The 23990-nt window shown below is 52.1% G+C and carries 24 protein-coding genes and 2 pseudogenes; 5 read left to right on the top strand and 21 right to left on the bottom strand.

The genetic code is table 11. The features are described from left to right. Positions 1-77: 77 nt before the first annotated feature. From ATB02_RS26460 to cysD, 12 genes and pseudogenes are all read right to left on the bottom strand, one after another. A pseudogene (locus tag ATB02_RS26460) lies at positions 78-212 on the bottom strand (RNA polymerase sigma factor RpoS); the annotation flags it as partial. 62 nt (positions 213-274) lie between these two features. Next, positions 275-1369 (bottom strand): murein hydrolase activator NlpD, encoded by a 1095-nt coding sequence (nlpD, locus tag ATB02_RS14075; protein ID WP_342343157.1) that lies wholly within the window; start codon positions 1367-1369, stop codon positions 275-277. Positions 1370-1553: 184 nt separating this feature from the next. Continuing rightward, on the bottom strand, positions 1554-2180 hold the full coding sequence (pcm, locus tag ATB02_RS14080) for a protein-L-isoaspartate O-methyltransferase (protein WP_105271772.1): 627 nt from the start codon (positions 2178-2180) through the stop codon (positions 1554-1556). After that, positions 2174-2935 carry a 5'/3'-nucleotidase SurE gene (surE, locus tag ATB02_RS14085; RefSeq protein WP_001295182.1) on the bottom strand — a complete coding sequence of 254 codons (762 nt, stop codon included), beginning with the start codon at positions 2933-2935 and terminating at the stop codon, positions 2174-2176. The genes pcm and surE overlap by 7 nt, the downstream gene beginning before the upstream one ends. Continuing rightward, positions 2916-3965 carry a tRNA pseudouridine(13) synthase TruD gene (truD, locus tag ATB02_RS14090; RefSeq protein ID WP_105271773.1) on the bottom strand — a complete coding sequence of 350 codons (1050 nt, stop codon included), beginning with the start codon at positions 3963-3965 and terminating at the stop codon, positions 2916-2918. Before truD ends, surE begins: the two co-directional genes overlap by 20 nt. Beyond that, positions 3962-4441, bottom strand: coding sequence for a 2-C-methyl-D-erythritol 2,4-cyclodiphosphate synthase (gene ispF / locus ATB02_RS14095; protein ID WP_001219246.1), 480 nt, complete (start codon positions 4439-4441; stop codon positions 3962-3964). Before ispF ends, truD begins: the two co-directional genes overlap by 4 nt. Beyond that, on the bottom strand, positions 4441-5151 hold the full coding sequence (ispD, locus tag ATB02_RS14100; RefSeq protein WP_000246131.1) for a 2-C-methyl-D-erythritol 4-phosphate cytidylyltransferase: 711 nt from the start codon (positions 5149-5151) through the stop codon (positions 4441-4443). Before ispD ends, ispF begins: the two co-directional genes overlap by 1 nt. A gap of 18 nt (positions 5152-5169) precedes the next feature. Beyond that, entirely contained in the window at positions 5170-5481 is a 312-nt protein-coding gene (gene ftsB / locus ATB02_RS14105) for a cell division protein FtsB (protein ID WP_000517477.1), read from the bottom strand. A 193-nt stretch (positions 5482-5674) separates the two neighbouring features. Then, positions 5675-5998, bottom strand: coding sequence for a DUF3561 family protein (locus ATB02_RS14110; protein WP_001246111.1), 324 nt, complete (start codon positions 5996-5998; stop codon positions 5675-5677). Between the two features lie 49 nt (positions 5999-6047). Continuing rightward, positions 6048-6653 carry an adenylyl-sulfate kinase gene (cysC, locus tag ATB02_RS14115; protein ID WP_039021008.1) on the bottom strand — a complete coding sequence of 202 codons (606 nt, stop codon included), beginning with the start codon at positions 6651-6653 and terminating at the stop codon, positions 6048-6050. Continuing rightward, the gene (gene cysN, locus ATB02_RS14120) at positions 6653-8080 is read right to left on the bottom strand and encodes a sulfate adenylyltransferase subunit CysN (RefSeq protein WP_105271774.1); all 1428 of its coding nucleotides are present in this window, start codon (positions 8078-8080) and stop codon (positions 6653-6655) included. Before cysN ends, cysC begins: the two co-directional genes overlap by 1 nt. Position 8081: 1 nt before the next feature. Next, complete coding sequence (cysD, locus tag ATB02_RS14125) at positions 8082-8990, bottom strand: sulfate adenylyltransferase subunit CysD (protein ID WP_000372392.1); 909 nt, start codon at positions 8988-8990, stop codon at positions 8082-8084. A gap of 251 nt (positions 8991-9241) precedes the next feature. Here cysD and iap point away from each other — a divergent pair, with 251 nt between their 5' ends. Next, positions 9242-10279: an alkaline phosphatase isozyme conversion aminopeptidase gene (iap, locus tag ATB02_RS14130; RefSeq protein ID WP_000490407.1), complete on the top strand. Its 1038-nt coding sequence runs from the start codon at positions 9242-9244 to the stop codon at positions 10277-10279. Positions 10280-10433: 154 nt separating this feature from the next. Here the strand turns inward: iap and ATB02_RS14135 are convergent. The 5 genes and pseudogenes from ATB02_RS14135 to cysJ form a co-directional block, all read right to left on the bottom strand. Then, positions 10434-11475: pseudogene (locus tag ATB02_RS14135) on the bottom strand (CRISPR-associated endonuclease Cas3''); the annotation flags it as partial. A 195-nt stretch (positions 11476-11670) separates the two neighbouring features. Then, complete coding sequence (locus tag ATB02_RS14140) at positions 11671-11823, bottom strand: Hok/Gef family protein (RefSeq protein ID WP_105271775.1); 153 nt, start codon at positions 11821-11823, stop codon at positions 11671-11673. A gap of 263 nt (positions 11824-12086) precedes the next feature. Further along, positions 12087-12821, bottom strand: coding sequence for a phosphoadenosine phosphosulfate reductase (cysH, locus tag ATB02_RS14150; protein WP_000039850.1), 735 nt, complete (start codon positions 12819-12821; stop codon positions 12087-12089). A gap of 73 nt (positions 12822-12894) precedes the next feature. Further along, a complete protein-coding gene (gene cysI / locus ATB02_RS14155) occupies positions 12895-14607 on the bottom strand; it encodes an assimilatory sulfite reductase (NADPH) hemoprotein subunit (protein ID WP_001003081.1) in 1713 nt (570 codons plus the stop codon). Further along, on the bottom strand, positions 14607-16412 hold the full coding sequence (gene cysJ / locus ATB02_RS14160) for an NADPH-dependent assimilatory sulfite reductase flavoprotein subunit (protein WP_105271776.1): 1806 nt from the start codon (positions 16410-16412) through the stop codon (positions 14607-14609). Before cysJ ends, cysI begins: the two co-directional genes overlap by 1 nt. A gap of 315 nt (positions 16413-16727) precedes the next feature. On the opposite strand from cysJ, the gene queD reads away from it, so the two are divergent. From queD to ATB02_RS14180, 4 genes are all read left to right on the top strand, one after another. Further along, on the top strand, positions 16728-17093 hold the full coding sequence (gene queD, locus ATB02_RS14165) for a 6-carboxytetrahydropterin synthase QueD (protein ID WP_001329795.1): 366 nt from the start codon (positions 16728-16730) through the stop codon (positions 17091-17093). A 77-nt stretch (positions 17094-17170) separates the two neighbouring features. After that, entirely contained in the window at positions 17171-18442 is a 1272-nt protein-coding gene (locus tag ATB02_RS14170) for an FAD-dependent oxidoreductase (RefSeq protein ID WP_105271777.1), read from the top strand. Continuing rightward, positions 18433-18693 (top strand): ferredoxin family protein, encoded by a 261-nt coding sequence (locus ATB02_RS14175; protein ID WP_032185005.1) that lies wholly within the window; start codon positions 18433-18435, stop codon positions 18691-18693. Before ATB02_RS14170 ends, ATB02_RS14175 begins: the two co-directional genes overlap by 10 nt. A 16-nt stretch (positions 18694-18709) precedes the next feature. Then, positions 18710-19285 carry a glycerol-3-phosphate responsive antiterminator gene (locus ATB02_RS14180; RefSeq protein ID WP_001130280.1) on the top strand — a complete coding sequence of 192 codons (576 nt, stop codon included), beginning with the start codon at positions 18710-18712 and terminating at the stop codon, positions 19283-19285. Positions 19286-19431: 146 nt separating this feature from the next. Here the strand turns inward: ATB02_RS14180 and ATB02_RS14185 are convergent, their stop codons facing one another. Genes ATB02_RS14185 through ATB02_RS14200 form a run of 4 tightly spaced genes read right to left on the bottom strand, consistent with a single transcriptional unit; the run spans position 19432 to position 23931 of the window. Further along, the gene (locus tag ATB02_RS14185) at positions 19432-20292 is read right to left on the bottom strand and encodes an electron transfer flavoprotein subunit alpha/FixB family protein (RefSeq protein WP_105271778.1); all 861 of its coding nucleotides are present in this window, start codon (positions 20290-20292) and stop codon (positions 19432-19434) included. Further along, positions 20289-21068: an electron transfer flavoprotein subunit beta/FixA family protein gene (locus ATB02_RS14190; RefSeq protein WP_105271779.1), complete on the bottom strand. Its 780-nt coding sequence runs from the start codon at positions 21066-21068 to the stop codon at positions 20289-20291. The genes ATB02_RS14185 and ATB02_RS14190 overlap by 4 nt, the downstream gene beginning before the upstream one ends. After that, entirely contained in the window at positions 21046-22455 is a 1410-nt protein-coding gene (locus ATB02_RS14195) for an MFS transporter (protein ID WP_198600583.1), read from the bottom strand. The genes ATB02_RS14190 and ATB02_RS14195 overlap by 23 nt, the downstream gene beginning before the upstream one ends. A 21-nt stretch (positions 22456-22476) precedes the next feature. Further along, positions 22477-23931, bottom strand: a complete 1455-nt coding sequence (locus tag ATB02_RS14200; protein WP_105271781.1) for an FAD-binding oxidoreductase — start codon at positions 23929-23931, stop codon at positions 22477-22479. Positions 23932-23990: the final 59 nt, after the last annotated feature.

Below are 23990 nucleotides of genomic sequence, written 5' to 3' on the forward strand. Positions count from 1 at the left end.
GTGGCGGCCTCAGTCCGGAACAATTTGAAAACAAGAACCTCGCTTAGGCCTGTGTCCATATTACGTGGGTAGGATCACAGTTCCTCTTCGGCCAAATCGTTATCACTGGGTTCCTCTTCTACTAAGGCCTTTTCGTCAAAAACCTCAACTCCGTTCTCATCAAATTCCGCATCTTCATTTAAATCATGAACTTTCAGCGTATTCTGACTCATAAGGTGGCTCCTACCCGTGATCCCTTGACGGAACATTCAAGCAAAAGCCTGGTTCCGCCGATTTATCGCTGCGGCAAATAGCGCAGCGGGTTTACGGATTTCCCCTTGTAACGAATTTCAAAATGCAAGCGTGTTGAACTGGTTCCGGTGCTACCCATAGTCGCTATTTTTTGCCCCGCCTTCACTTCTTGTTGTTCCCGGACCAGCATTGTGTCGTTATGGGCGTAGGCACTCAGGTAATCATCATTATGTTTGATGATAATCAGATTACCGTAGCCGCGCAGCGCGTTACCGGCATAAACAACGCGGCCATCTGCGGTCGCGATAATTGCCTGTCCTTTGCTGCCTGCGATATCAATCCCCTTGTTGCCCCCCTCAGAAGCACCAAAGGTTTCGATCACTTTGCCCTCAGTCGGCCAGCGCCAGGTGGAGATAGGCGCACTGGTTGATGTACTGCTGACAGTCGGCTCGGTTGTGCTTGCTGTTGGTACCGTTACAGGCGCTGTGACCGTGGTCCCAGTTGGCTTGTTGTTCGGCAACATTTTGTTAGCACTCTGTTCACCCGAAGACTCAGAATACGTAATTGTCGGTTGCGACGCAACAGCAACGGTGGAATTTTGTGCAGGCTTGATCACAACTCCTTGCTCTGCTGCATCGGCCTGGGTAATGGCATTTTCACCAGTGATTGGCGTACCGGAAGCATTACCCACCTGTAAGGTCTGACCTACATTCAGCGCGTATGGTGCCTGAATATTGTTGCGCTGAGCAAGGTCACGGAAATCATTGCCAGTAATCCAGGCGATATAGAAAAGTGTGTCGCCTTTTTTCACGGTGTATGTACTGCCGCTATAACTGCCTTTCGGAATGTTCCCATACTGACGGTTGTAGACGATGCGTCCGTTTTCCATCTGTACCGGCTGCTGAGCTACTGGCTGCACAGGCTGGATTTGCGGTTGTTGTGCAGATTGAATTTGTGGCTGCTGTACCGGCTGAATTTGCGGTTGCTGCGTTGTAGACGTCGTCCCCATTTTCGGCGGCGGCGTAATCAACATACCAGAATTGGTGTTTGCAGACGCATTGCCATTAACGGAGCTGACCGGTGCCGGTGGATTTGAAGTGTCAGAACAGCCTGCCAGCCATAGCGAAACCAGTGACAAAGCCGCAATGCGGCGAACGGTGAATTTTGGGCTTCCCGCGCTCATTTATCCCCCAAGAAAAATTGGTTAATAACCAGTGACATAATTACCGTGCAAGGCACCATACTGAACACTGGAAAAGATGTTCACGATACGCTGACCTGCGGCAAAATAACCAGGAAAAATCCAGGTATTTCCTCACGTTTTAAGCCAGCTCACCCTTCACTAAAGGGACAAAGCGCACGGCCTCCACGGTATCGATAATAAATTCGCCTCCCCGACGACGCACCCGTTTCAAATACTGGTGCTCCTCCCCTACGGGTAAGACGAGAATCCCGCCTTCGTCCAGCTGCGTCATTAGCGCAGTTGGAATTTCCGGCGGTGCCGCCGTAACAATGATAGCGTCAAACGGCGCACGTGCCTGCCAACCTTCCCATCCATCGCCATGACGGGTTGAAACATTATGTAAATCAAGGTTTTTCAGGCGGCGACGCGCCTGCCACTGCAAGCCTTTAATACGTTCAACCGAGCAAACATGCTGAACAAGATGCGCCAGAATTGCCGTTTGATATCCCGAACCGGTGCCAATTTCCAGCACCCGCGACTGCGGCGTCAGCTCGAGTAATTCGGTCATTCGCGCCACCATATACGGCTGCGAAATTGTCTGCCCCTGACCTATCGGCAAGGCGATATTGTCCCAGGCTTTTTGTTCAAACGCTTCATCAACGAATTTTTCACGCGGCACGGCGGCAAGTGCATTCAGCACCTGCTCATCCTGAATACCTTGCGCACGTAATTGATCCAGAAGTGCTTGTACGCGTCTGCTTACCATTGCGTGCCAACTCCCACGCTGTTTAACCAGTCTGAAACCACATCTTGCGCGCTATGCGCAGTTAAATCCACATGCAGCGGCGTGATAGAGACATAGCCCTCATCGACCGCAGCAAAATCGGTCCCCGGACCGGCATCGCACTTACCACCCGGCGGGCCAATCCAGTACAGCGTATTGCCGCGCGGATCTTGCTGCGGGATCACCTGATCTGCCGGATGTCGGGTACCGCAGCGCGTCACGCGAATACCTTTGATTTGATCCAACGGTAAATCCGGTACGTTAATATTGAGAATACGCCCGGTGCGCAACGGCTCTTTACACAGAGCTCGCAAAATGGAACAGGTTACCGCCGCGGCAGTGTCGTAATGTTTATGCCCGTCAAGCGAGACAGCAAGCGCCGGAAAGCCTAAATGACGGCCCTCCATCGCGGCGGCTACCGTACCGGAATAGATAACATCATCCCCCAGATTCGGCCCGGCGTTAATCCCCGACACAACAATGTCCGGGCGCGGACGCATCAGAGCATTCACGCCAAGATAGACGCAATCGGTCGGGGTTCCCATTTGCACAGCAATATCACCATTTTCAAAGGTAAACGTGCGCAAGGAGGATTCCAGTGTCAGAGAATTTGAAGCGCCGCTGCGGTTACGATCGGGGGCGACCACCTGAACGTCAGCAAACTCACGCAAGGCTTTCGCCAGCGTTTGTATACCGGGTGCATGTACCCCGTCATCATTACTCAGCAATATGCGCATAATCACCTGTTGTGTTGATAAGTTCCCTGACAACGCTGGTCGCAAAACTGCCTGCCGGAAGCCAGAAACGGATTTCTACGGTGACGTCATCCCACCAGTTCCAGCTTAATTGTTGCGGATACAGCAGCATCGCTCTGCGCGCGGCTTCAACTTTTTCGCGCACCAGTAAGGCTTGCAATTCAGTTTCTTCGGCGACAGCTGCTTGTTCGAATGCCAGCGCTTCACGCTGAGTTCCCCATTCGCCACTGCCCGGCAATGCAGCAGTAATCATCAGCTCTTTATCGTTGACGCGACGCTGTAATTCCGCCAGTTCTTCATTGGAGGCAACAAACCAGCTGCCACGTCCGGCTAATTGTAGCGCATCGCCGTCAACAACTTGATTAACGTCTGCTTTTTTGAGGCGCTCAGCAACAATCTGATTAAACAACGCACTGCGGGCTGCCGACAACCAAAAACTCCGTTTATTGCGATCACGCACCGGAGTATTGGTTTGCGCCCAGCGCAGCGCACCCTGCAAGTTGCTGCCGCTAATACCAAAACGTTGGGCACCAAAGTAGTTCGGTACACCTTTTACGCAAATATCGATCAGACGTTGTTCAACGTCATCACGATTGCTCACTTCGCGGATTACCAGGGTAAAAGCGTTACCTTTCAGCGCCCCTAAACGCAGCTTACGCTTGTGCCGCGCATACTCCAGCACCTGACAACCTTCCAGTTGAAAAACACTGAGATCGGGCATCTCTTTGCCTGGCACGCGAGCGCATAACCACTGTTCCGTAACAGCATGTTTGTCTTTTTGCCCAGCGAAGCTGACTTCACGGGCATGAATTTTCAGGAATTTCGCCAGTGCATCCGCCACAAAACGGGTATTACAGCCGTTTTTGAGGATTCTAACCAGAATATGCTCACCTTCACCATCAGGCTCAAAGCCCAAATCTTCCACCACCACAAAGTCTTCCGGATTGGCTTTCAGCAGCCCGGTACCTTGCGGTTTACCGTGGAGGTAAGTGAGATTATCAAACTCAATCATTTTGTTGCCTTAATGAGTAGCGCCACCGCTTCACAGGCAATCCCTTCCCCACGCCCGGTAAATCCTAATTTTTCCGTAGTAGTGGCTTTCACGTTAACATCATCCATATGGCAGCCGAGATCTTCGGCAATAAACACGCGCATTTGTGGAATATGCGGCAACATCTTCGGTGCCTGAGCGATGATAGTGACATCGACGTTACCGAGGGTATACCCCTTCGCCTGAATACGACGCCAGGCTTCGCGCAGCAATTCGCGGCTGTCGGCCCCTTTAAATGATGGATCGGTATCCGGGAACAGCTTGCCGATATCCCCCAACGCCGCTGCACCAAGCAATGCATCGGTCAGTGCATGTAACGCCACGTCGCCATCAGAATGCGCCAGCAACCCTTTTTCGTAAGGAATGCGTACGCCACCAATGATAATTGGGCCTTCACCACCAAAGGCGTGTACGTCAAAACCGTGTCCAATTCGCATTATGTATTCTCCTGATGGATGGTTCGGGTGAGGTAAAACTCGGCCAGTGCCAAATCTTCCGGACGCGTGACTTTAATGTTATCCGCGCGGCCTTCGACCAACTGCGGATGAAATCCGCAATATTCCAGCGCCGAGGCTTCGTCGGTAATGGTAGCGCCTTCATTTAGAGCGCGCGTCAGGCAGTCATGTAACAGCTCACGAGGGAAAAATTGCGGCGTCAGCGCGTGCCATAAGCCGTTGCGATCAACGGTATGAGCAATGGCATTTTTGCCCGGTTCGGCACGTTTCATGGTATCGCGCACCGGTGCGGCGAGGATCCCCCCCGTGCGGCTGGTTTCGCTCAACGCCAACAATCGCGCGAGGTCATCCTGATGCAGACAAGGACGAGCGGCGTCATGCACCAATACCCACTGAGCATCGCCAGCGGCTTTCAGACCTGCCAGCACCGAATCGGCACGCTCATCACCGCCATCTACAACGGTGATTTGCGGATGATTCGCCAGAGGAAGTTGTGCAAAACGGCTATCGCCAGGACTTATGGCAATGACGACATGCTTCACCCGGGGATGCGCCAGCAGCGCATGCACCGAGTGTTCAAGAATGGTTTGATTACCGATTGAGAGATATTGCTTAGGACATTCCGTTTGCATTCGACGGCCAAATCCGGCCGCCGGAACCACGGCGCAAACATCCAAATGAGTGGTTGCCATGTTAATTCCCGGGCTGATTTATCGAGTGTTTTGCCCCGCAGACTGTGCGCGTTTCGACGCGTCAGGCACCAGACGATAAAAAGTTTCGCCCGGCCTGGTCATGCTGAGTTCATTACGCGCACGCTCTTCGAGCGCCTCCTGGCCGCCATTGAGATCGTCAATTTCGGCAAAAAGTTGATCGTTTCGCGCTTTAAGTTTCGCGTTTGTAGCTTGCTGTGCCGCCACATCATCATTGACGCGGGTATAGTCATGTATACCGTTCTTACCGAACCACAGCGAATACTGTAGCCAGACCAGAATAGCCAGCAACAGCAGCGTTAGTTTACCCATCCTGCCCCCTGAAAAACGGCATCATCATCCCATGCATCCGAAGACGACTCTACATCCTCTGTTGGGGATACCGCGACAACGCGGGCAAATGTACCACATTTGTCCATTGTTACGTATACCCAGGGCGTGCAGAACATAATCTCATTATTCGTTACGGTTTGAATTATGAACAGAGGAGACGGGAAAGTACAAATTAGCCCAGTAGCCACATAAACAGTGCGCCAAACATAATGCCGACTGTCACCAGGGTGAAAACAATACTGTAGCGTAGCTTTCCGTCCATCAATGAATGCAGCGCAATCCCCACTACTACCGCGACAGGCATCAGTGCCAGAAAGAAAGGCCAGGTGTAGATAAAGAAGAACAGCGTGTTAGAGCCATAAATCAACATCGGCATCGCCAGCGCAAATAACCAGGAGACAAAACCAACCACAGCACCTGGCAGTGACCATGTGGTTTCTTCATCCTCAGTAAGGCTGTCGTTATTTGTTAGTGTAATGTTATGGCTATTACGCATATTTGATCCTGTAACTTTGACGGACCGGGCATGGAAACCCGGTGGTGTCTCAGGATCTGATAATATCGTTCTGTCTCAACAGATCTAATAATTGCTGTACCAAATTTGTTACTAATTGTTCACCATTGAGATGAATTTCTGCCGATTCAGGTGCTTCGTAAACGGAATCTATTCCCGTAAAGTTACGCAGTTCACCGGCACGTGCTTTCTTATATAAGCCTTTTGGATCGCGGGCCTCGCAAATCGCCAGCGGCGTATCGACAAACACTTCGATAAAACGCCCTTCTCCTACGCGTTCGCGAACCATCTGGCGTTCGGCGCGGTGTGGCGAGATAAAAGCGGTCAGCACCACCAGTCCAGCTTCAACCATTAAATTCGCCACTTCACCGACGCGACGGATATTCTCTTTACGATCGGCATCGCTAAAACCGAGATCGCTGCATAAGCCGTGGCGGACGTTGTCGCCATCCAGCAAATACGTACTGACACCAAGGTTATGTAACGCCTCCTCCAGCGCCCCGGCGACCGTGGATTTACCGGACCCGGAGAGGCCGGTAAACCACAACACAACACCACGATGACCGTGGTGTTGCTCGCGTTGTTGCACTGTGACCGGATGGCTATGCCAGACGACGTTTTCGTCATGCAGCGCCATTATTTATCTCCCCGTAAATCGCGAGCGCCCCAGTGCGGGAAATGACGACGGACCAGGGCATTCAATTCCAGTTCGAATGCACTGAATTCAGATGCCGCAGCAGTTGCCTGGCTAACTGGCTCGTGCACCATACCGGCACCCACGGTCACATTGCTCAGGCGATCGATAAAAATCAGCCCACCAGTAACTGGGTTTTGCTGATAACGATCTAACACCAGCGGCTCGTCAAAAGTGAGATCCACCAAACCAATGCCGTTGAGCGGCAGATTTTCAACTTCGCGTTGAGTAAGGTTATTAATATCAACCTGATAACGAATGCCATCAACACGGGCACGCGTCTTCTTACCGGCAATTTTGATGTCGTAGCTTTGTCCAGGGGAAAGCGGCTGTTCCGCCATCCACACCACATCCACCGACGCGCTCTGCACTGCCGGTAGCGCTTCGTCTGCCGCCAGCAGCAGATCACCACGGCTGATGTCGATCTCATCCGTTAGCACCAGGGTGATCGCTTCTCCGGCAAAGGCTTCTTCGCGATCGCCATCAAAAGTCACGATCCGCGCAATGTTTGACTCCACTCCCGAAGGCAACACTTTGACTCGTTGCCCGACTTCCACGCGACCGGATGCCAGCGTTCCGGCGTAGCCGCGAAAATCAAGATTCGGGCGGTTAACGTACTGCACCGGAAAGCGCATTGGCTGGGCATCCACCACTCGCTGTATCTCCACGGTTTCCAGTACTTCGAGTAGTGTCGGACCGCTGTACCACGGCATGCTTTCACTTTGCGAAGCCACGTTGTCGCCTTCCAGCGCGGAGAGCGGCACAAAGCGAATATCCAGATTACCCGGCAACTGCTCGGCAAAGGTCAGATAATCTTCACGAATGCGGGTGAACGTCTCTTCGCTGTAATCCACCAGATCCATTTTGTTGATCGCCACGATCAGATGTTTGATCCCCAACAGCGTGGAGATAAAACTGTGACGACGCGTTTGATCGAGCACGCCTTTACGGGCATCGATCAGTAAGATCGCCAGTTCGCATGTCGATGCGCCAGTCGCCATATTGCGGGTGTACTGCTCGTGCCCAGGGGTATCGGCGATTATAAATTTACGCTTCTCGGTGGAGAAATAGCGGTAAGCCACATCAATGGTGATGCCCTGTTCACGCTCAGCTTGCAGGCCGTCCACCAGCAGGGCCAGATCCAGTTTTTCGCCCTGGGTGCCGTGACGTTTACTGTCGTTATGCAGCGATGAGAGCTGATCTTCGTAGATTTGGCGGGTATCGTGCAGCAGGCGACCAATCAGGGTACTTTTGCCGTCATCGACGCTACCACAGGTCAGAAAACGCAGCAGGCTTTTATGTTGTTGCGCAATCATCCAGGCTTCAACGCCGCCTTCATTGGCAATTTGTTGTGCAAGTGCAGTGTTCATCTTAAAAATACCCCTGACGTTTTTTCAGCTCCATAGAACCTGCCTGGTCGCGGTCAATCACGCGCCCCTGACGTTCACTGGTGGTGGAAACCAGCATCTCTTCGATGATTTCCGGCAGTGTTTGCGCATTTGACTCCACCGCGCCGGTCAGCGGCCAGCAGCCCAGCGTACGGAAACGCACCATCCGTTTTTTAATCACTTCGCCCGGTTGCAGGTCGATACGGTTGTCATCAATCATCATCAACATACCGTCGCGTTCCAGAACCGGACGTTCAGCAGCGAGATACAGCGGGACAATGTCGATATTTTCCAGCCAGATGTATTGCCAGATATCCTGCTCGGTCCAGTTAGAGAGCGGGAAAACGCGGATACTTTCGCCTTTGTTAATTTGCCCGTTGTAGTTGTGCCACAGCTCCGGGCGCTGATTTTTCGGGTCCCAGCGATGGAAGCGGTCACGGAAAGAGTAGATTCGCTCCTTAGCGCGGGATTTCTCTTCGTCACGACGTGCGCCACCGAAGGCGGCATCAAAACCGTACTTGTTCAACGCCTGCTTCAAACCTTCGGTTTTCATAATATCGGTATGTTTTGCGCTGCCGTGTACGAATGGATTAATCCCCATCGCCACGCCTTCCGGGTTTTTATGCACCAGCAACTCGCAGCCATAGGCTTTAGCCGTACGATCGCGAAACTCATACATCTCGCGGAATTTCCAGCCAGTATCAACATGCAGCAGAGGGAAAGGCAGCGTACCCGGATAAAACGCCTTGCGCGCCAGATGCAGCATGACGCTGGAATCTTTACCGATGGAGTAGAGCATCACCGGATTTGAGAATTCTGCCGCCACCTCACGAATAATGTGGATGCTTTCCGCCTCCAGTTGCCGCAGGTGAGTAAGTCGTTTTTGATCCATAACCGTTCCTTTGCAATACCGCTATTTTCTTGCCATCAGATGTTTCGACTATAGGGAGCGTAAGAGAACGAATGAAATTACCAATTAGAATGAGTAGTTCCTTAACGGAATAACGATTTGGCAAAGCTAATATCAAAAAGTGCTTAAGGCACCGGATTTCGGGCGTTTAGGAAGATTTGAAATTGTTTTAGCGCAGCGGCAGTTTCATACTATGGCGGTAAAAAAATTTGCATGGTATTTAAGGACTCACTATGTTTTCCGCATTGCGCCACCGTACCGCTGCCCTGGCGCTCGGCGTATGCTTTATTCTCCCCGTACACGCCTCGTCACCTAAACCTGGTGATTTTGCTAATACACAGGCACGACATATTGCTACTTTCTTTCCGGGACGCATGACCGGAACTCCTGCAGAAATGTTATCTGCCGATTATATTCGTCAACAGTTTCAGCAAATGGGTTATCGCAGTGATATTCGGACATTTAATAGCCGATATATTTACACCGCCCGCGATAACCGCAAAAACTGGCACAACGTGACGGGAAGTACGGTGATTGCCGCTCATGAAGGCAAAGCGCCGCAGCAGATCATTATTATGGCGCATCTTGATACGTACGCTCCACTGAGCGATGCCGACGCCGATGCCAATCTCGGCGGGCTGACGTTACAAGGAATGGATGATAACGCCGCAGGTTTAGGTGTCATGCTGGAACTGGCTGAACGTCTGAAAAATACGCCTACCGAGTATGGTATTCGTTTTGTGGCAACCAGTGGAGAAGAAGAAGGGAAATTAGGCGCTGAGAATTTACTCAAGCGCATGAGCGATACTGAAAAGAAAAATACGCTGCTGGTGATTAATCTCGATAACTTAATTGTTGGCGATAAATTGTATTTTAATAGTGGCGTAAATACACCAGAAGCTGTCAGGAAATTAACCCGTGATCGAGCGCTGGCAATTGCGCGTAATCATGGGATTGCAGCGACAACAAATCCAGGTTTGAATAAAAACTATCCGAAAGGCACCGGGTGTTGTAACGATGCAGAAGTTTTCGACAAAGCCGGTATTGCGGTACTTTCGGTGGAGGCGACCAACTGGAATCTTGGAAATAAGGATGGTTATCAGCAACGCGCAAAAACACCGGCCTTCCCGGCGGGAAATAGCTGGCATGATGTAAGGCTTGATAATCAACAGCATATTGATAAGGCGCTTCCTGGAAGAATAGAACGTCGCTGCCGTGACGTTATGCGGATAATGCTACCGCTAGTGAAGGAACTGGCGAAGGCGTCATGAGGCGTTTGAAAATGGGAGCTGGGAGTTCCCCGCTGACGCGGGGGAACTCCCGATGCTTGGTTTGTCATCAGGCGTACTACACGGTTTATTCCCGCTAGCGCGGGGAACTCCCCAGACCTGAAGTCAACTTATCCATTGTCGACGGTTTATCCCCGCTGGCGCGGGGAACACTCGGCAAACCAAAAAACAGCCCCTGAGCGTTACCCGCAGACATCAACCTGTGCGCCAGGATAAGCGCCGCTTCTGTTTTACCTGCGCCAGTCACATCTTCCAGAATAAACAACTGTGGTCCTGGCTGGCTGATATCCAGATCCAGCACCTTTTGCTGTAACGGTGTCGGATGCTCAATAAAAGGAAACAGCGTATTAATTCCAGTGAAAGGCGCGGTTTCTGCTTTTGGGGGAAAGACGGTTAATGCGTTTTGAGCCTGAACTAAAGCCTTCTGCCAGTAATCTTTAATATCCATTACGTGTGCGACGCGTGGAAAAAACCGCGTTGACGATCCCGTCCAGTCTGCGAGTACGACGGTTGCAGAGATATACCAGGAAAGATGTTTTATAAGTTCAACGCCCTCGTCATCATCCCAGAATGTAGGGATCTCGATGAGCGGAAACAGTACCTTGATTTTAAGGAGAAAATCTCGTGCGGCAGCTTTGTCTTCAGGCAGAAAGTTGTCCAGTTCATCGATACGGTCAGGAGGCCGACCATGATGCCCGGTCGTCACGGGCATCCACATCTCCATCACCCGTTTAAGTTTGCGCAAAGAGAGTGAAGATGAAGGAAGCAACTCTTCACATTCAATTAAATAATGATGCCACAACCAGTAACCCAGCGTTGAATGAGAGATCTTTTCGTAATTCTTTCTTGCGCCTTCCGGAACCTTGAGTTGTGGGTGCAGGTAAAGTTGCTGAAATGAGCGGGCAAATTTTCCAGTATCGTGCCAGCACAACAACCAGGCGAAAAATTGTGCTGCCTGATCCGTGTCAGCGAAACCTAATTGACGAAAATAGTCAGCCAGCCCGAAACAGTTGTTTTTGACCATTAAATAGCCTATCGCGGCTACATCCAGCGAATGCCAGCAAAGAAGGTGATAATCGTCGCCACCCTCTTTCTCGCCACGTCGGGTTTTTCCCCAGAAATCAAAGAAAGTCACAATGTTTTTATCCTTCAGTAAAACTTAAAGGATATTTACGCATATATTAAAAATTATCTGTGATATATATCGTTCAATAAAGTATTTACATTATGAATAATTCAATGATTTTCATCTGTGATATATATAAATAATAAACACAGGCATAATATTCACAAAAACAATATAAATGAAAAAAAGGGTGCAGGAGACCAAACCATCACAATTCAATACGCGGGGTTTTACCCCCGCGTGGTGGCTACTTCTTCGGTTCGTAAGCGAGAACTGCCTTAAACTCCATACCACGTTCTCTGATACTCAACTCACACAACGAGTCGCCTACCATCAGCGTGAATCCCAGTGCTGTACAACACAGTACGATGATTGCCACAAGGGCATATTTTGTCAGCATGTCTTGCCTCCCTGCAAAGAAGAGACTAACATCCGAATTGCTACGTTCGAACGCGAGCCTCAGGTTGATAGAAATATCGCCTGGGGCTTTTGTCCATCTGGAACCTCGCGAATGCTTAACGCCAGACAGCCTCAAGCACCCGACGCCATTCTATAACTGTTGATTTCCCCTGCTATATTCACGTTTAAATGCCGGAATGCTGCTCGCAAAATAAAAACGCCCCCATCATTCCTGACAGAGGCGTTTATTTTATCCGGCAATATTTACCCTTCGTGCAGCCCACATTCCCTTTTTAAGCCAAAGAAACGCGTTTCTTCTTCCGCCATACCAGGTTCCCATTTACGGGTTGTATGGGTATCACCGACCGATAAATATCCTTCGTCCCATAATGGATGGTATTTCAGGCCATGTTTTTGCAGGTACTGATAAATAGTTCGGTTATCCCAGTCGATAATCGGAAGCACTTTAAATACGCCACGCTGAATTGCCAGCACCGGTAAATTAGCGCGGCTGCCGGATTGTTCACGGCGCAGGCCAGCAAACCACGTTTGTGCGTTCAGTTCTTTCAGCGCCCGGTTCATCGGTTCGACTTTGTTGATATCGTTGTACTTTTCAATGCCTTCAACGCCCTGCTCCCACAGTTTGCCGTAGCGTGCTTCCTGCCAGGCGGCGCTTTCGGTAGCGCGGTACACTTTCAGGTTGAGCTTGAGTTTGTCCGTTAACTCGTCAATAAAGCGGTAGGTTTCCGGAAACAGATAACCAGTATCGGTGAGGATCACCGGAATATCCGGGCGAATCTGATTCACCAGATGCAGGCTAACCGCCGCCTGGATACCGAAGCTGGAAGAAAGTACATATTCACCGGGCAGATTATCCAGCGCCCAGGCAACGCGGCCTTCAGCGTCCAGTTTTTCCAGTTCGGCGTTAGTTTCCGCCAGCGCCAGAATGCGATCTACCTTCGGCAGTTCGTTCAGGGCATTTAGATCGAGTTTGGACATAGATTCCTCACTGTTTGCCTTGCCTGATGCGACGCTTACGCGTCTTATCAGGCCTACAAGACTGGACTGATGGTTAATCCCACAAATCACGCGCCGGATCGAGCACCGGGCGAATGATGCCCGCACGCACCGTAAAGTCGCCGAAGCCTTCACCCGCTTCACGTTCTTTCGCCCAGCGCCCTATCAGTTCATCAAGCGTCGCCAGGATTTCCGGCTCGGTGATGTTTTCTTTATGCATCCGTGGGATACGTGTCCCAATGCGGTTGCCACCAAGATGCAGGTTGTAGCGCCCAGGCGCTTTACCCACCAGGCCCACTTCCGCCAGCATCGCGCGACCACAACCGTTCGGGCAGCCTGTTACACGCATCACGATATGCTCATCGCTGACACCATGTTTCGCCATTAAATTATCGATGTTATCGATAAACGACGGCAGGAAACGCTCCGCTTCCGCCATCGCCAACGGGCAAGTCGGGAATGACACGCAGGCCATTGAGTTTTCGCGCTGCGGCGTGACGGCATTCATCAATCCGCTCTCTTTGGCGATCTTCTCAATCTTCGCTTTCTCGCTTTCCGGTACACCGGCGATGATCAGATTCTGGTTCGCCGTAATGCGGAAATCACCTTTGTGGATCTTCGCGATCTCCAGCAGGCCAGTTTTCAGCGGACGCCCCGGATAATCAAGAATTCGACCATTTTCGATAAACAGCGTCAGGTGCCATTTGTCGTCGATCCCTTTTACCCAGCCGATACGATCGCCGCGTCCGGTAAATTCATAAGGACGGATCGGCTCAAATTTGATCCCCGCGCGACGTTCCACTTCTGCTTTAAACGTCTCAACACCCACGCGCTCCAGCGTGTATTTGGTTTTGGCGTTTTTACGGTCAGTACGATTACCCCAGTCACGCTGAGTGGTAACGACCGCTTCCGCCACCGCCAGCGTATGCTCCAGTGGCAGATAGCCAAACTCGCTCGCCGTGCGGGCGTAGGTTTTCTTGTTGCCGTGTTCGATAGAAAGCCCACCGCCCACCAGCAGGTTGAAGCCCACCAGCTTGCCGTTTTCCGCGATCGCCACGAAGTTCATGTCGTTAGCGTGCAGATCGATATCGTTCTGCGGCGGGATCACTACCGTGGTTTTGAATTTACGCGGCAGGTAGGTCTGACCGAGGATCGGTTCTTCATCGGTGGTGGCGACTTTCTCCTGATCGAGCCAGATCTCCGCGTAGGCGCGAGTACGCGGCAGCAAATGTTCAGAGATCTTCTTTGCCCATTCATAGGCTTCCGCGTGCAGCTGCGATTCATATGGGTTCGAGGTGCAGAGTACATTACGGTTCATGTCGTTGGCGGTCGCCAGCGCATCAAGACCGACCGAGTGCAGCATCTGGTGCACCGGTTTGACATTCTTTTTCAGAATGCCGTGGAACTGGAACGTCTGGCGGTTGGTCAGGCGAATGCTGCCATAAATGGTGTTTTCACCGGCGAACTTATCAATTGCCTGCCACTGTTTAGTGGTGATCACGCCCCCCGGAAGACGGCAGCGCAGCAGCATCGCATGACGCGGTTCCAGCTTCTGTTCAGCACGTTCCGCGCGGATATCGCGGTCATCCTGCTGATACATACCGTGGAAACGGATCAGCAGGAAGTTGTCGCCCTTAAAGCCGCCGGTCAGACCGTCGTTTAAATCTTCCGCAATGGTCCCGCGCAGGTAGTTGCTCTCAAGCTTCATGCGCTCGGCGTCTGTCAGTTTTCCTTCGACCACTAAAGGCCCTGGATGTTTTTCGTTCATTAGTAGACATCTCGCTGATAACGGCGCTCTACGCGCAGCTCACTTAAAAATTCATCCGCCGCTTCGGTGTCCATGCCACCAAATTCGGCAATCACTTCCAGAAGTGCCTGTTCAACGTCTTTCGCCATGCGATTAGCGTCGCCGCAGACATAAATGTGGGCACCGTCATTGATCCAGCGCCACAGCTCTGCGCCCTGTTCGCGCAGTTTGTCTTGTACGTAAATTTTTTCTTTTTGATCGCGCGACCAGGCAAGATCGATACGTGTCAGCACGCCCTCTTTGACATAGCGCTGCCACTCCACCTGGTAGAGGAAATCTTCGGTAAAGTGTGGGTTGCCGAAGAACAGCCAGTTTTTGCCCGGCGCTTCGTCAGCGGCGCGTTGCTGCATAAAGGCGCGGAATGGCGCGATGCCGGTGCCTGGGCCAATCATAATCACCGGCGTTTCCGGGTTAGCGGGCAGGCGGAAGTTGTCGTTATGTTCGATAAATACGCGGACTTCGCCCTCTTCTTCCACACGGTCCGCGAGGAAGCTGGAGGCACCGCCAGCACGGGCGCGGCCTTCCACGTCATAACGCACCACGCCAACGGTGACGTGTACTTCGTTCTCGACTTCCGCCTGCGAGGAGGCGATGGAGTACAGGCGCGGCGTCAGCGGGCGTAGCAGGGTGATCAACGTTTCAGCATCAAGCCGTGCCGGGGAAAAACGCACCATATCGACAATAGGCGTGGTCGCGGCGTAATGCTGCAACTTCGCTTTATCGCCCACCAGCGGCAGCAGCGTTTCGCTGCGGGTAAGCGTGGCGTAGTTCTCAACGATGTTGGCGGTGTTGACGGTCAGTTCGAAGTGCCACTGGAGGGCCTCGTTCAGAGGCAACGTTTTGCCCTCGACGGTGACAGGTTCATCGCCTTTCAGCCACAGCAATTCGACAAGTTCTTTCACCAGCGCCGGATCGTTCTGATACCAGACGCCCAGCGCATCGCCAGGCTGGTAACGCAGGCCAGAGTCGCCCAGGTCAATTTCGATATGGCGAACGTCTTTTTCAGAGTTACGCCCAGTAATTTTCTGGTTAACAGAGAGGCTCGCCACCAGCGGCGCGTCTTTGCTGTACGGGCTGGTGTGGATTTCATTTACCGCGCCAGTAGCGACGGATTGCGAAGGTGCCGCGACAGGCGAACGCGATTTAAGAGCATCTACTACGCGGGCGCGCCACTCGCTGGCAGCGGCCTGGTATTCAACGTCGGCATCGACACGGTCGAGCAGGCGTTCACCGCCCAGTTCCGCCAGCTTGCTATCGAAATCTTTCCCGGACTGGCAGAAAAATTCATAAGAGCTATCGCCGAGACTAAACACGGCAAACGCGGTGTTTTCCAGCTTCGGCGCTTTTTTGGAGAACAGGAACTTATGCAGCGCGACGGCCTCCTCCGGCGGTTCCCCTTCACCTTGCGTTGACGTCACCACGATGAGCAGTTTTTCGCTGGCGATTTGTTTGAATTTATAGTCGCCCGCGTTCACCAGCTTAACGTTCAGTTTTGCCGCTAATAAATCATCGCGTAATGTTTCAGCAACCCGGCGCGCATTGCCGGTTTGCGAAGCGGAGATAATAGTTATACCCGGCATTTCTGCGGCGGGGGCGGGCGCTGGCGTCGCTGTAAGCGCAGCAGGCTGTTGGTTGAGCACGCCCCAGAAATAGCCAGAAACCCAGGCAAGCTGGGTGGGAGTTAAATCGGTCGTGGCCGCCTGAAGGCGTGCCAGTTGCTCCGGGTTCAACGGAAGCAACGCGGAAGGTGGGACCTGTGTCGTCATGCGTCGTTATGTTCCAGTAAGCAAAGCTGTTTCTGCGCCCTGTCAGCGCCCATAAAACAGAAGAGAAGGTAAGGTTAACGGGGTGAACGGTGTGGATTAAAGACGGGATAGCGATAACTAATAACCAAATCGACTAACCTGTTTTAGCAATAGTCTTTAACAACAAAACAGATTAACCAACCCAATGAAAAACAAATGAATTTAGCCAATCATTAAGATAAATCAGCGATTTTGCGCAACAAAGTCGTTTTAGATAATGCGAAAAAACAGCCTTTCCGGTACTCTACGGCGGTTTTATCGTCATGTAGAGAAATTATGATGTCCACCACGTTATTTAAAGATTTCACCTTCGAAGCCGCTCACCGCTTACCACACGTCCCGGAAGGACATAAATGTGGTCGCCTGCATGGGCATTCCTTTATGGTGCGACTGGAAATTACCGGGGAAGTCGATCCGCATACGGGCTGGATTATCGATTTCGCTGAACTGAAAGCGGCATTTAAACCAACCTATGATCGCCTCGATCACTATTATCTCAATGATATTCCTGGCCTGGAAAACCCGACCAGCGAGGTTTTAGCAAAATGGATTTGGGATCAGGTTAAACCGGTTGTTCCGCTGTTAAGTGCGGTTATGGTGAAAGAAACCTGCACCGCAGGTTGCATCTATCGCGGCGAATGATAAGAGTGTGTCGGCGGTCAATTTCCCTTAAGTAACGCTATGTTAGGGTGTTGCGCTCTGGATATCTGGGGCATGACATGGAAGACGACTGCGACATTATTATTATTGGTGCGGGTATAGCAGGCACCGCTTGTGCTTTACGCTGCGCGCGGGCAGGTTTATCCGTTCTGTTACTGGAACGCGCTGAAATTCCCGGCAGTAAAAACCTTTCCGGCGGGCGTTTATACACCCATGCGCTCGCGGAACTCCTCCCTCAGTTTCACCTGACCGCGCCTCTTGAACGACGCATCACTCACGAAAGTCTTTCTCTGCTAACGCCGGATGGCGCAACGACGTTTTCCAGCTTACAGCCCGGCGGTGAATCCTGGAGCGTATTACGTGCACGGTTCGATCCGTGGCTGGTTGCCGAAGCCGAAAAAGAAAGTGTCGAATGCATCCCTGGTGCGACGGTAGATGCGCTGTATGAAGAAAACGGCAGAGTTTGCGGCGTTATTTGTGGTGACGATATTCTCCGCGCCCGTTATGTGGTGCTGGCAGAAGGTGCCAACAGCGTCCTGGCTGAGCGTCACGGGTTAGTGACTCGTCCTGCTGGCGAAGCGATGGCGTTGGGGATCAAAGAAGTTCTTTCACTGGAAACATCCGCTATTGAAGAACGTTTTCATCTGGAGAATAACGAAGGCGCAGCGTTGCTGTTCAGCGGCGGAATCTGTGATGACTTACCCGGCGGCGCATTTCTTTATACTAATCAACAAACGCTCTCGTTAGGGATTGTTTGCCCGCTCTCTTCACTTACGCAAAGTCGTGTTCCGGCAAGCGAGCTGCTGGCCCGCTTTAAAACGCATCCGGCAGTGCGCCAGCTTATCAAAAGCGCGGAATCGCTGGAGTATGGCGCGCATCTGGTGCCGGAAGGTGGCCTGCACAGTATGCCGGTGCAATACGCCGGTAACGGCTGGCTGCTGGTGGGCAATACGTTGCGCAGTTGCGTCAATACCGGAATTTCCGTGCGCGGCATGGATATGGCGCTAACTGGCGCGCAGGCGGCGGCACAAACGCTGATAAGCGCCTGCCAGCACCGCGAGCCGCAAAATCTGTTTCCGCTTTATCATTACAACGTAGAGCGCAGCCTGCTGTGGGATGTTCTACAGCGCTATCAGCATGTTCCGGCGCTTTTGCAACGCCCGGGCTGGTACCGTAAGTGGCCTGTGTTAATGCAGGATATTTCCCGTGATTTATGGGATCAAGGTGATAAACCTGTTCCGCCGCTGCGCCAGTTGCTCTGGCGTCATTTACGTCGTCATGGCCTGTGGCATCTGGCGGGCGATGTTGTCAGGAGTATTCGATGTCTGTAGCCCGTAATCTCTGGCGCGCTGCTGATGCGCCACATATTGTTCCGGCTGACTCCGTTGAGCGCCAGACGGCAGAACGGTTGATTAACGCTTGTCCGGCTGGTCTTTTTTCGCTCACACCGGAAGGTGATTTGCACGTTGATTATCGTAATTGTCTGGAGTGCGGCACCTGCCGTTTGCTGTGCGATGAAAAAACGCTACAACAGTGGCGCTATCCGCCTTCCGGATTCGGCATCACCTACCGCTTTGGATAAATAATAAGGATAATTTATGCCCCTCTTACACCTGCTCCGCCAGAATCCGGTGATTGCTGCCGTTAAAGATAATGCCAGCCTGCAGTTGGCAATCGATTCTGAATGCCGGTTTATTTCCGTGTTATACGGCAATATTTGCACCATCAGTCATATCGTCAAAAAGATTAAGAACGCCGGAAAATATGCTTTTATTCATGTCGATTTGCTGGAAGGCGCGTCAAATAAAGAAGTAGTAATTCAGTTTCTGAAACTGGTGACCGAGGCGGACGGCATTATCAGTACCAAAGCGTCAATGCTAAAAGCGGCGAGAGCGGAAGGCTTTTTCTGTATTCATCGCTTGTTTATTGTTGATTCGATTTCATTTCACAACATTGATAAACAGGTTGCGCAATCGAACCCGGATTGTATTGAAATTCTGCCAGGCTGTATGCCTAAAGTACTGGGCTGGGTAACGGAGAAAATCCACCAGCCGCTGATTGCTGGCGGGCTGGTGTGCGATGAAGAAGATGCGCGTAATGCGATTAACGCCGGTGTAGTGGCGCTTTCTACCACGAATACCGGGGTCTGGACGTTAGCGAAAAAATTGCTTTGACGAGATAATCGTAACGAATTGAATTTGTGTGATTTGTAGGCTGCACGCCACATCCGACATTCAGCGCCTGATACGACGCTTGACGCGTCTTATCAGGCTTACAAGTCCCCAGCCCAGAACCGTAGGCAGGATCATCCGGCAGCACGTTATTGGCAATCTGCGTGAATGGTTGTCACCAGTGCCTCCAGCACCGCTTTCCAGTCATCAACCACGCCAACATCTGCCTGTGAAAATACCGCCGCGCTGGCGTCATGATTAATCGCCACCACAAACTTGCTATTGCGGACGCCCGCCATTAACGCTGCTGCGCCGGAAGCGCCAACAACAATACACACCTCAGGTGCCAGCAGATGTCCGGAAATACCAATCACTTTTTCGGCATCAACGCCACCGTTCATTACTCGCGCCCGACTGTAGCCCACTTCGGCTCCCAGCTTTTCTGCCAGCATAGCGATTTCCTGGTTATCTGCCTCTCCGCCCTGCCCCACCACCAGCACCCGTCTGGCCTCAGCTAATGGGTCACGGGTAACATTTTTCAGGTTCACTATGCTAACCAGCCAGCCGGGAAGCGCACCTGGGACAATGTTCAGTTGCTGCATACCCGGGGGCAACGAGGCGTTTTTATCTGCTCCCGCCTGACGCGCCAGGGAGAGGCATAGCGGGCGTTTTTCTGTTTGCAGCGTCGCCGTTAGCGCATTTCCCCAGTGGGATTTGCGTACGCTTCCGGTTGGAATATTTAATGAAGTCACCTGGCATATACTGGCACCATGTAAACGCCAGGACAGGCGGGTAGCCAGTTCATCGCCAAACGTTCCCGGCGGAAAGAGAACAACGTCCGCAGGCGTTCGCTGCCACTGTTCTACCAGCGCATCCAGCACCTGTTCCGCGACCATCGGCTGCGGCTCGATTTGCCAGTGCGTTAATGTGCTGCCGCTGAAATCCTGCTCCGCCAGCCAGCCCGCTATTGCGGCATGTTCCTGATTTATTGTCACAATGGCGATATTCATGGCTGCATCCTTTGGCGTAAATAGTCCTGCCATAGCTTTTGCGCTTTTTCTGCTACCGTTTGCCCATCAAGAAGCGTTGCACCGCGTCGTTGCTCTGGCCTTTCCAGTTGCCGGCACTGCATCGCAGACGATTCAGCAGTAACAGTTTTGCGGATAATTTCAGCTTTCCCCGCAGCCATTCGCTGGCGCATTCCCGGTACTGGCAAGGCCACCTCGCCACACTGGCGCACGGCAATCACCGCAGGCAAGCGAACCCGACAACAGCGTAATCCATGTTCAGTACGCTGTTCGAGCGAGATAAACGGTGCGTCGAGAGTAAAACGCTCCACCTGGGTAAAACAGGGCCAGGTCAGCATTTCCGCCAGCAAAAATGGCGTTTGCCCGTTCTGCCCTTCGCTGCTCTGGCAGCCAGTAATGATCAGATCCAGCGGATTCTGGCGCTGCCATTCGGCAATATGGCGAGCGACAAATTCCGGCGCAAAGCGCAGATCTGCCGCCGTCTCCAGCAATACAGCTTCCTCAAACCCAAGAGCCATGAGATAGCGCAGCCAGTGCAACGCCCGTTCATCCCCCATGCTCAACGCGGTTAAAGACATCGGCGTACCGTTTTTTCTCTGCGCTAACAGAAGCGCGGCAGCGGCCTGTTCATCAGCACCGAGTAAACTTCGCAGCAGCGAAACATCCGGTCCGCTATTACCCTGAGCCGCCGCCTGCCACTCTTTTTCCGCCAGCATTCCGGCATCCGGTTCGGCTTTAAACGCTAACAGAATGTTCATTCACACCTCCTACATTTCCCGCCGCCACCAGCGGGAGTGCTTTGGTTTCTGGCGCCCATAGCCAGGTCACAACAAAACCAACCAACAACACTGCCGCCAGGAGCAATAAGGTGACTTGCATTCCCCACTGCGCCAGCACCCACGGCAGCAGGCCAGTACTTACCGCCGCCCCCAACCGACTCATGGCAGTGGCAAAACCGACACCCAGCGAGCGAATGTCAGTAGGAAAACTTTCCGCAGGCAAAATGCCCACCAGATTACTGACTGCCGAAATGGTGGTACTGAAGAGAACAAAAAGCAGCAGCGTTAATGAACAGCCAGAAGGCAAACAGGCCATCACTACCAGCGTTGCCGCCAGCAACAAAAAACTGCCAAGTAAAAATTTGCGATGTGCCAGCAGGTGCGTCAGAAATAATCCCAGCAGCGCGCCCACAATTAACAACGCATTAAGCATCAGGCTGGCAGTCAGCGCATCTTCCAGTCCAATAGTCTGGGCGATAGTTGGCAGCCAGGTATAAATCACAAACCATGGGATTACGAGGCAGACAAAGAAGACGCTGTTAAACGCCGTGCGCCGCCAGTAGCGCGAAGAGAACAAGGTTTTGATGTGTTTATGGGTCGCCGTTGCCACTTCATCGCCCAGTAAAACATGGGGACCAAAATAGCGATGCACGATAGCGTGAGCTTCTGCAAAACGCCCCTGGCGCAGTAGCCAGCGTGGCGATTCTGGCGTTCCCCAACGTAACAACGTAATCAACAGGGCAGGAAATGCCGCCGATGCCAGCAGCCATCGCCAGGCTTCGGGGCTTTCGCTAATAAAGTGATGTCCGGCAAGACTTGCCAACACATAGCCTACGGTCCACACCACGCTGAAAGCGCCTAGCAAAATACCGCGATGGCGGCGCGGGGAAAATTCAGCCAGCAAGGTGTGACCTACTGAATAGTCGCCTCCCAGACCAATGCCGATCAAAATGCGTAGTCCAATAAGATGCTCTGGCGTGGTGGCAAAAAATTGCAGGAACGAGGCGAGCGTAATCAGCATAAAGCTGAAGGTGAAGATTTTTTGCCGCCCGATATGGTCGGAGATCCACCCCAAAACCAGGCTGCCGATAAACAGGCCAAGTAGCGCCGAGCCACCAATCATTCCCGCCATAAACGGCGTCAGTTGCATGGCTGGAGTAAGCTGAATTATGGCGTAACCAATGACGCCGAGAACATAACCGTCGGTCAGGTGTGCGCCGAAAGTCAGCGCAGCAATTCGACAGTGAAAACGGTTAAGCGGTAAATCATCCATTCGCACCGGTGAAGTGTTCATCTTTACCCCTTCATTGTCCGGTAATAAGAACGGCTTCCCGGTTGAGAAGCCGAAAAGACAACGCCCCGTCATCGCGAAACGCTGCCTGACACATTATTTTTCAATCGGATAGATAGTACCCGTATTCATAATACCGTTAGGATCGAACTGTTTTTTCAGCCCTTCCAGCAATGTCCACGCGCTGCCGTGTTCCAGTTTGCTCCAGTGAACACGATGTTTACCGATACCGTGATGGTGTACCATCGAACCGCCGAGGCGAATGGTTTCTTCGCAGATGATTTTGTTGAGCGGATTGTGGTATTTGTCGATTTCCTCTTCCGGCTTACAGTCAACGACGTTGTAGTCGTAGACGAAGTACATGTTGGTGCCGTTCTGATAGCTATGAGAGGAGTGACCGCCCAGCATGGTGATGTCGTCGGCGTGCGCGAACTCGGTACGAATACGGTTAATAACGCTTTCGTAGATTTCGTGTATGCAACTCCAGCAGCCGGACACTTCGGTGGTAAAGCCCATGTTGCCGGTTTTGAGGATCTGCACACGTTCGGCAGCCACTTTATCCGGTCCCCAGTTCAGGTTGTTAAACCAGGTTTCGATCAGCTTGCTGTCCACGCGCTGGCATTGCGGGTAACGTGCCACGATTTCAGCAATCCCTTCGCCCGTCGCCTTCGCAATGCGAGGGTTACCTTCAGCCATAAAGATCAGCACGCATTTTCCGTCGGCAAAATGGGTGAAGTGTTGGGTGCCATCTTCAGCGTCATACAAACGAGCGATCGACGGACGATATCCTTCCACCATGATTTCACGCAGGATGTTGAAGCCGGTTTTCATGTCTTCCAGGATATAGCCGTAGAAGAGGTTGTTTTCCGGGGTGAATTTAAAGATTTTCACAGTGACTTCAGTGATATAGCACAATGCGCCTTCGTTGCCGATGATGATGTGACGAATGTCCGGACCCGCCGCGCGTCGTGGCACGTTTTTAATGCGTGTCACGGTGCCATCAGCCAGTACTGCTTCCAGGCCAACGACCATATCCTCGATTGCGCCGTAGAGTGTGGAGAACTGCCCGATACTACGGGTCGCCACCAGTCCCCCCATCTGCGCCAACGGTTTTGACTGCGGAGAGTGCCCCGTGGTGTAACCTTTTTCACGCAACGCGTTTTCCAGCACTTCCAGCGGAACACCGCATTGCGCCGTGGCCTGCATATTCTCAATATCAATATTAATGATTTGATTCATGGCAGAGCCGTCGAGCACCACCGAGTTTTCCACAACGGTTTCCAGCCCACCTTCGGTAGCGGAAGCCCCGGTACGCGGCACACCGTTAATTTTGTGTGCATTCATAAAATTCAGCACACGGGACACTTGCTCTGTGGAACCGAGTTTTACGACCGCTGCCGGAATAGGCAAAGTATAAATACCATGAATATCCGGAAATTTACGAAAACGATCAATACTGTTTTTCTTCAATACCGTTTCATCGGTAATTACGCGATCTACACCAACAATTTCCTTTAGCTGGTCGACAATCGCTGCGCGAGATAAAGACATAGTAATTCCTTCCTGATAATAAAAATGGAATAGTCATTAATAAAAGAAATCAGAAACCA

The organism is Escherichia sp. MOD1-EC5189, from assembly GCF_002966045.1.
GTDB lineage: Bacteria > Pseudomonadota > Gammaproteobacteria > Enterobacterales > Enterobacteriaceae > Escherichia > Escherichia coli_F.

What these genes read in the sequence shown, in the direction of transcription:
- pcm (WP_105271772.1), bottom strand. Translation starts at nt 2,180, where the DNA reads ATGGTAAGCAGACGCGTACAAGCACTTCTGGATCAATTACGTGCGCAA.
- surE (WP_001295182.1), bottom strand. Translation starts at nt 2,935, where the DNA reads ATGCGCATATTGCTGAGTAATGATGACGGGGTACATGCACCCGGTATA.
- truD (WP_105271773.1), bottom strand. Translation starts at nt 3,965, where the DNA reads ATGATTGAGTTTGATAATCTCACTTACCTCCACGGTAAACCGCAAGGT.
- ispF (WP_001219246.1), bottom strand. Translation starts at nt 4,441, where the DNA reads ATGCGAATTGGACACGGTTTTGACGTACACGCCTTTGGTGGTGAAGGC.
- ispD (WP_000246131.1), bottom strand. Translation starts at nt 5,151, where the DNA reads ATGGCAACCACTCATTTGGATGTTTGCGCCGTGGTTCCGGCGGCCGGA.
- ftsB (WP_000517477.1), bottom strand. Translation starts at nt 5,481, where the DNA reads ATGGGTAAACTAACGCTGCTGTTGCTGGCTATTCTGGTCTGGCTACAG.
- ATB02_RS14110 (WP_001246111.1), bottom strand. Translation starts at nt 5,998, where the DNA reads ATGCGTAATAGCCATAACATTACACTAACAAATAACGACAGCCTTACT.
- cysC (WP_039021008.1), bottom strand. Translation starts at nt 6,653, where the DNA reads ATGGCGCTGCATGACGAAAACGTCGTCTGGCATAGCCATCCGGTCACA.
- cysN (WP_105271774.1), bottom strand. Translation starts at nt 8,080, where the DNA reads ATGAACACTGCACTTGCACAACAAATTGCCAATGAAGGCGGCGTTGAA.
- cysD (WP_000372392.1), bottom strand. Translation starts at nt 8,990, where the DNA reads ATGGATCAAAAACGACTTACTCACCTGCGGCAACTGGAGGCGGAAAGC.
- iap (WP_000490407.1), top strand. Translation starts at nt 9,242, where the DNA reads ATGTTTTCCGCATTGCGCCACCGTACCGCTGCCCTGGCGCTCGGCGTA.
- ATB02_RS14140 (WP_105271775.1), bottom strand. Translation starts at nt 11,823, where the DNA reads ATGCTGACAAAATATGCCCTTGTGGCAATCATCGTACTGTGTTGTACA.
- cysH (WP_000039850.1), bottom strand. Translation starts at nt 12,821, where the DNA reads ATGTCCAAACTCGATCTAAATGCCCTGAACGAACTGCCGAAGGTAGAT.
- cysI (WP_001003081.1), bottom strand. Translation starts at nt 14,607, where the DNA reads ATGAACGAAAAACATCCAGGGCCTTTAGTGGTCGAAGGAAAACTGACA.
- cysJ (WP_105271776.1), bottom strand. Translation starts at nt 16,412, where the DNA reads ATGACGACACAGGTCCCACCTTCCGCGTTGCTTCCGTTGAACCCGGAG.
- queD (WP_001329795.1), top strand. Translation starts at nt 16,728, where the DNA reads ATGATGTCCACCACGTTATTTAAAGATTTCACCTTCGAAGCCGCTCAC.
- ATB02_RS14170 (WP_105271777.1), top strand. Translation starts at nt 17,171, where the DNA reads ATGGAAGACGACTGCGACATTATTATTATTGGTGCGGGTATAGCAGGC.
- ATB02_RS14175 (WP_032185005.1), top strand. Translation starts at nt 18,433, where the DNA reads ATGTCTGTAGCCCGTAATCTCTGGCGCGCTGCTGATGCGCCACATATT.
- ATB02_RS14180 (WP_001130280.1), top strand. Translation starts at nt 18,710, where the DNA reads ATGCCCCTCTTACACCTGCTCCGCCAGAATCCGGTGATTGCTGCCGTT.
- ATB02_RS14185 (WP_105271778.1), bottom strand. Translation starts at nt 20,292, where the DNA reads ATGAATATCGCCATTGTGACAATAAATCAGGAACATGCCGCAATAGCG.
- ATB02_RS14190 (WP_105271779.1), bottom strand. Translation starts at nt 21,068, where the DNA reads ATGAACATTCTGTTAGCGTTTAAAGCCGAACCGGATGCCGGAATGCTG.
- ATB02_RS14195 (WP_198600583.1), bottom strand. Translation starts at nt 22,455, where the DNA reads ATGACGGGGCGTTGTCTTTTCGGCTTCTCAACCGGGAAGCCGTTCTTA.
- ATB02_RS14200 (WP_105271781.1), bottom strand. Translation starts at nt 23,931, where the DNA reads ATGTCTTTATCTCGCGCAGCGATTGTCGACCAGCTAAAGGAAATTGTT.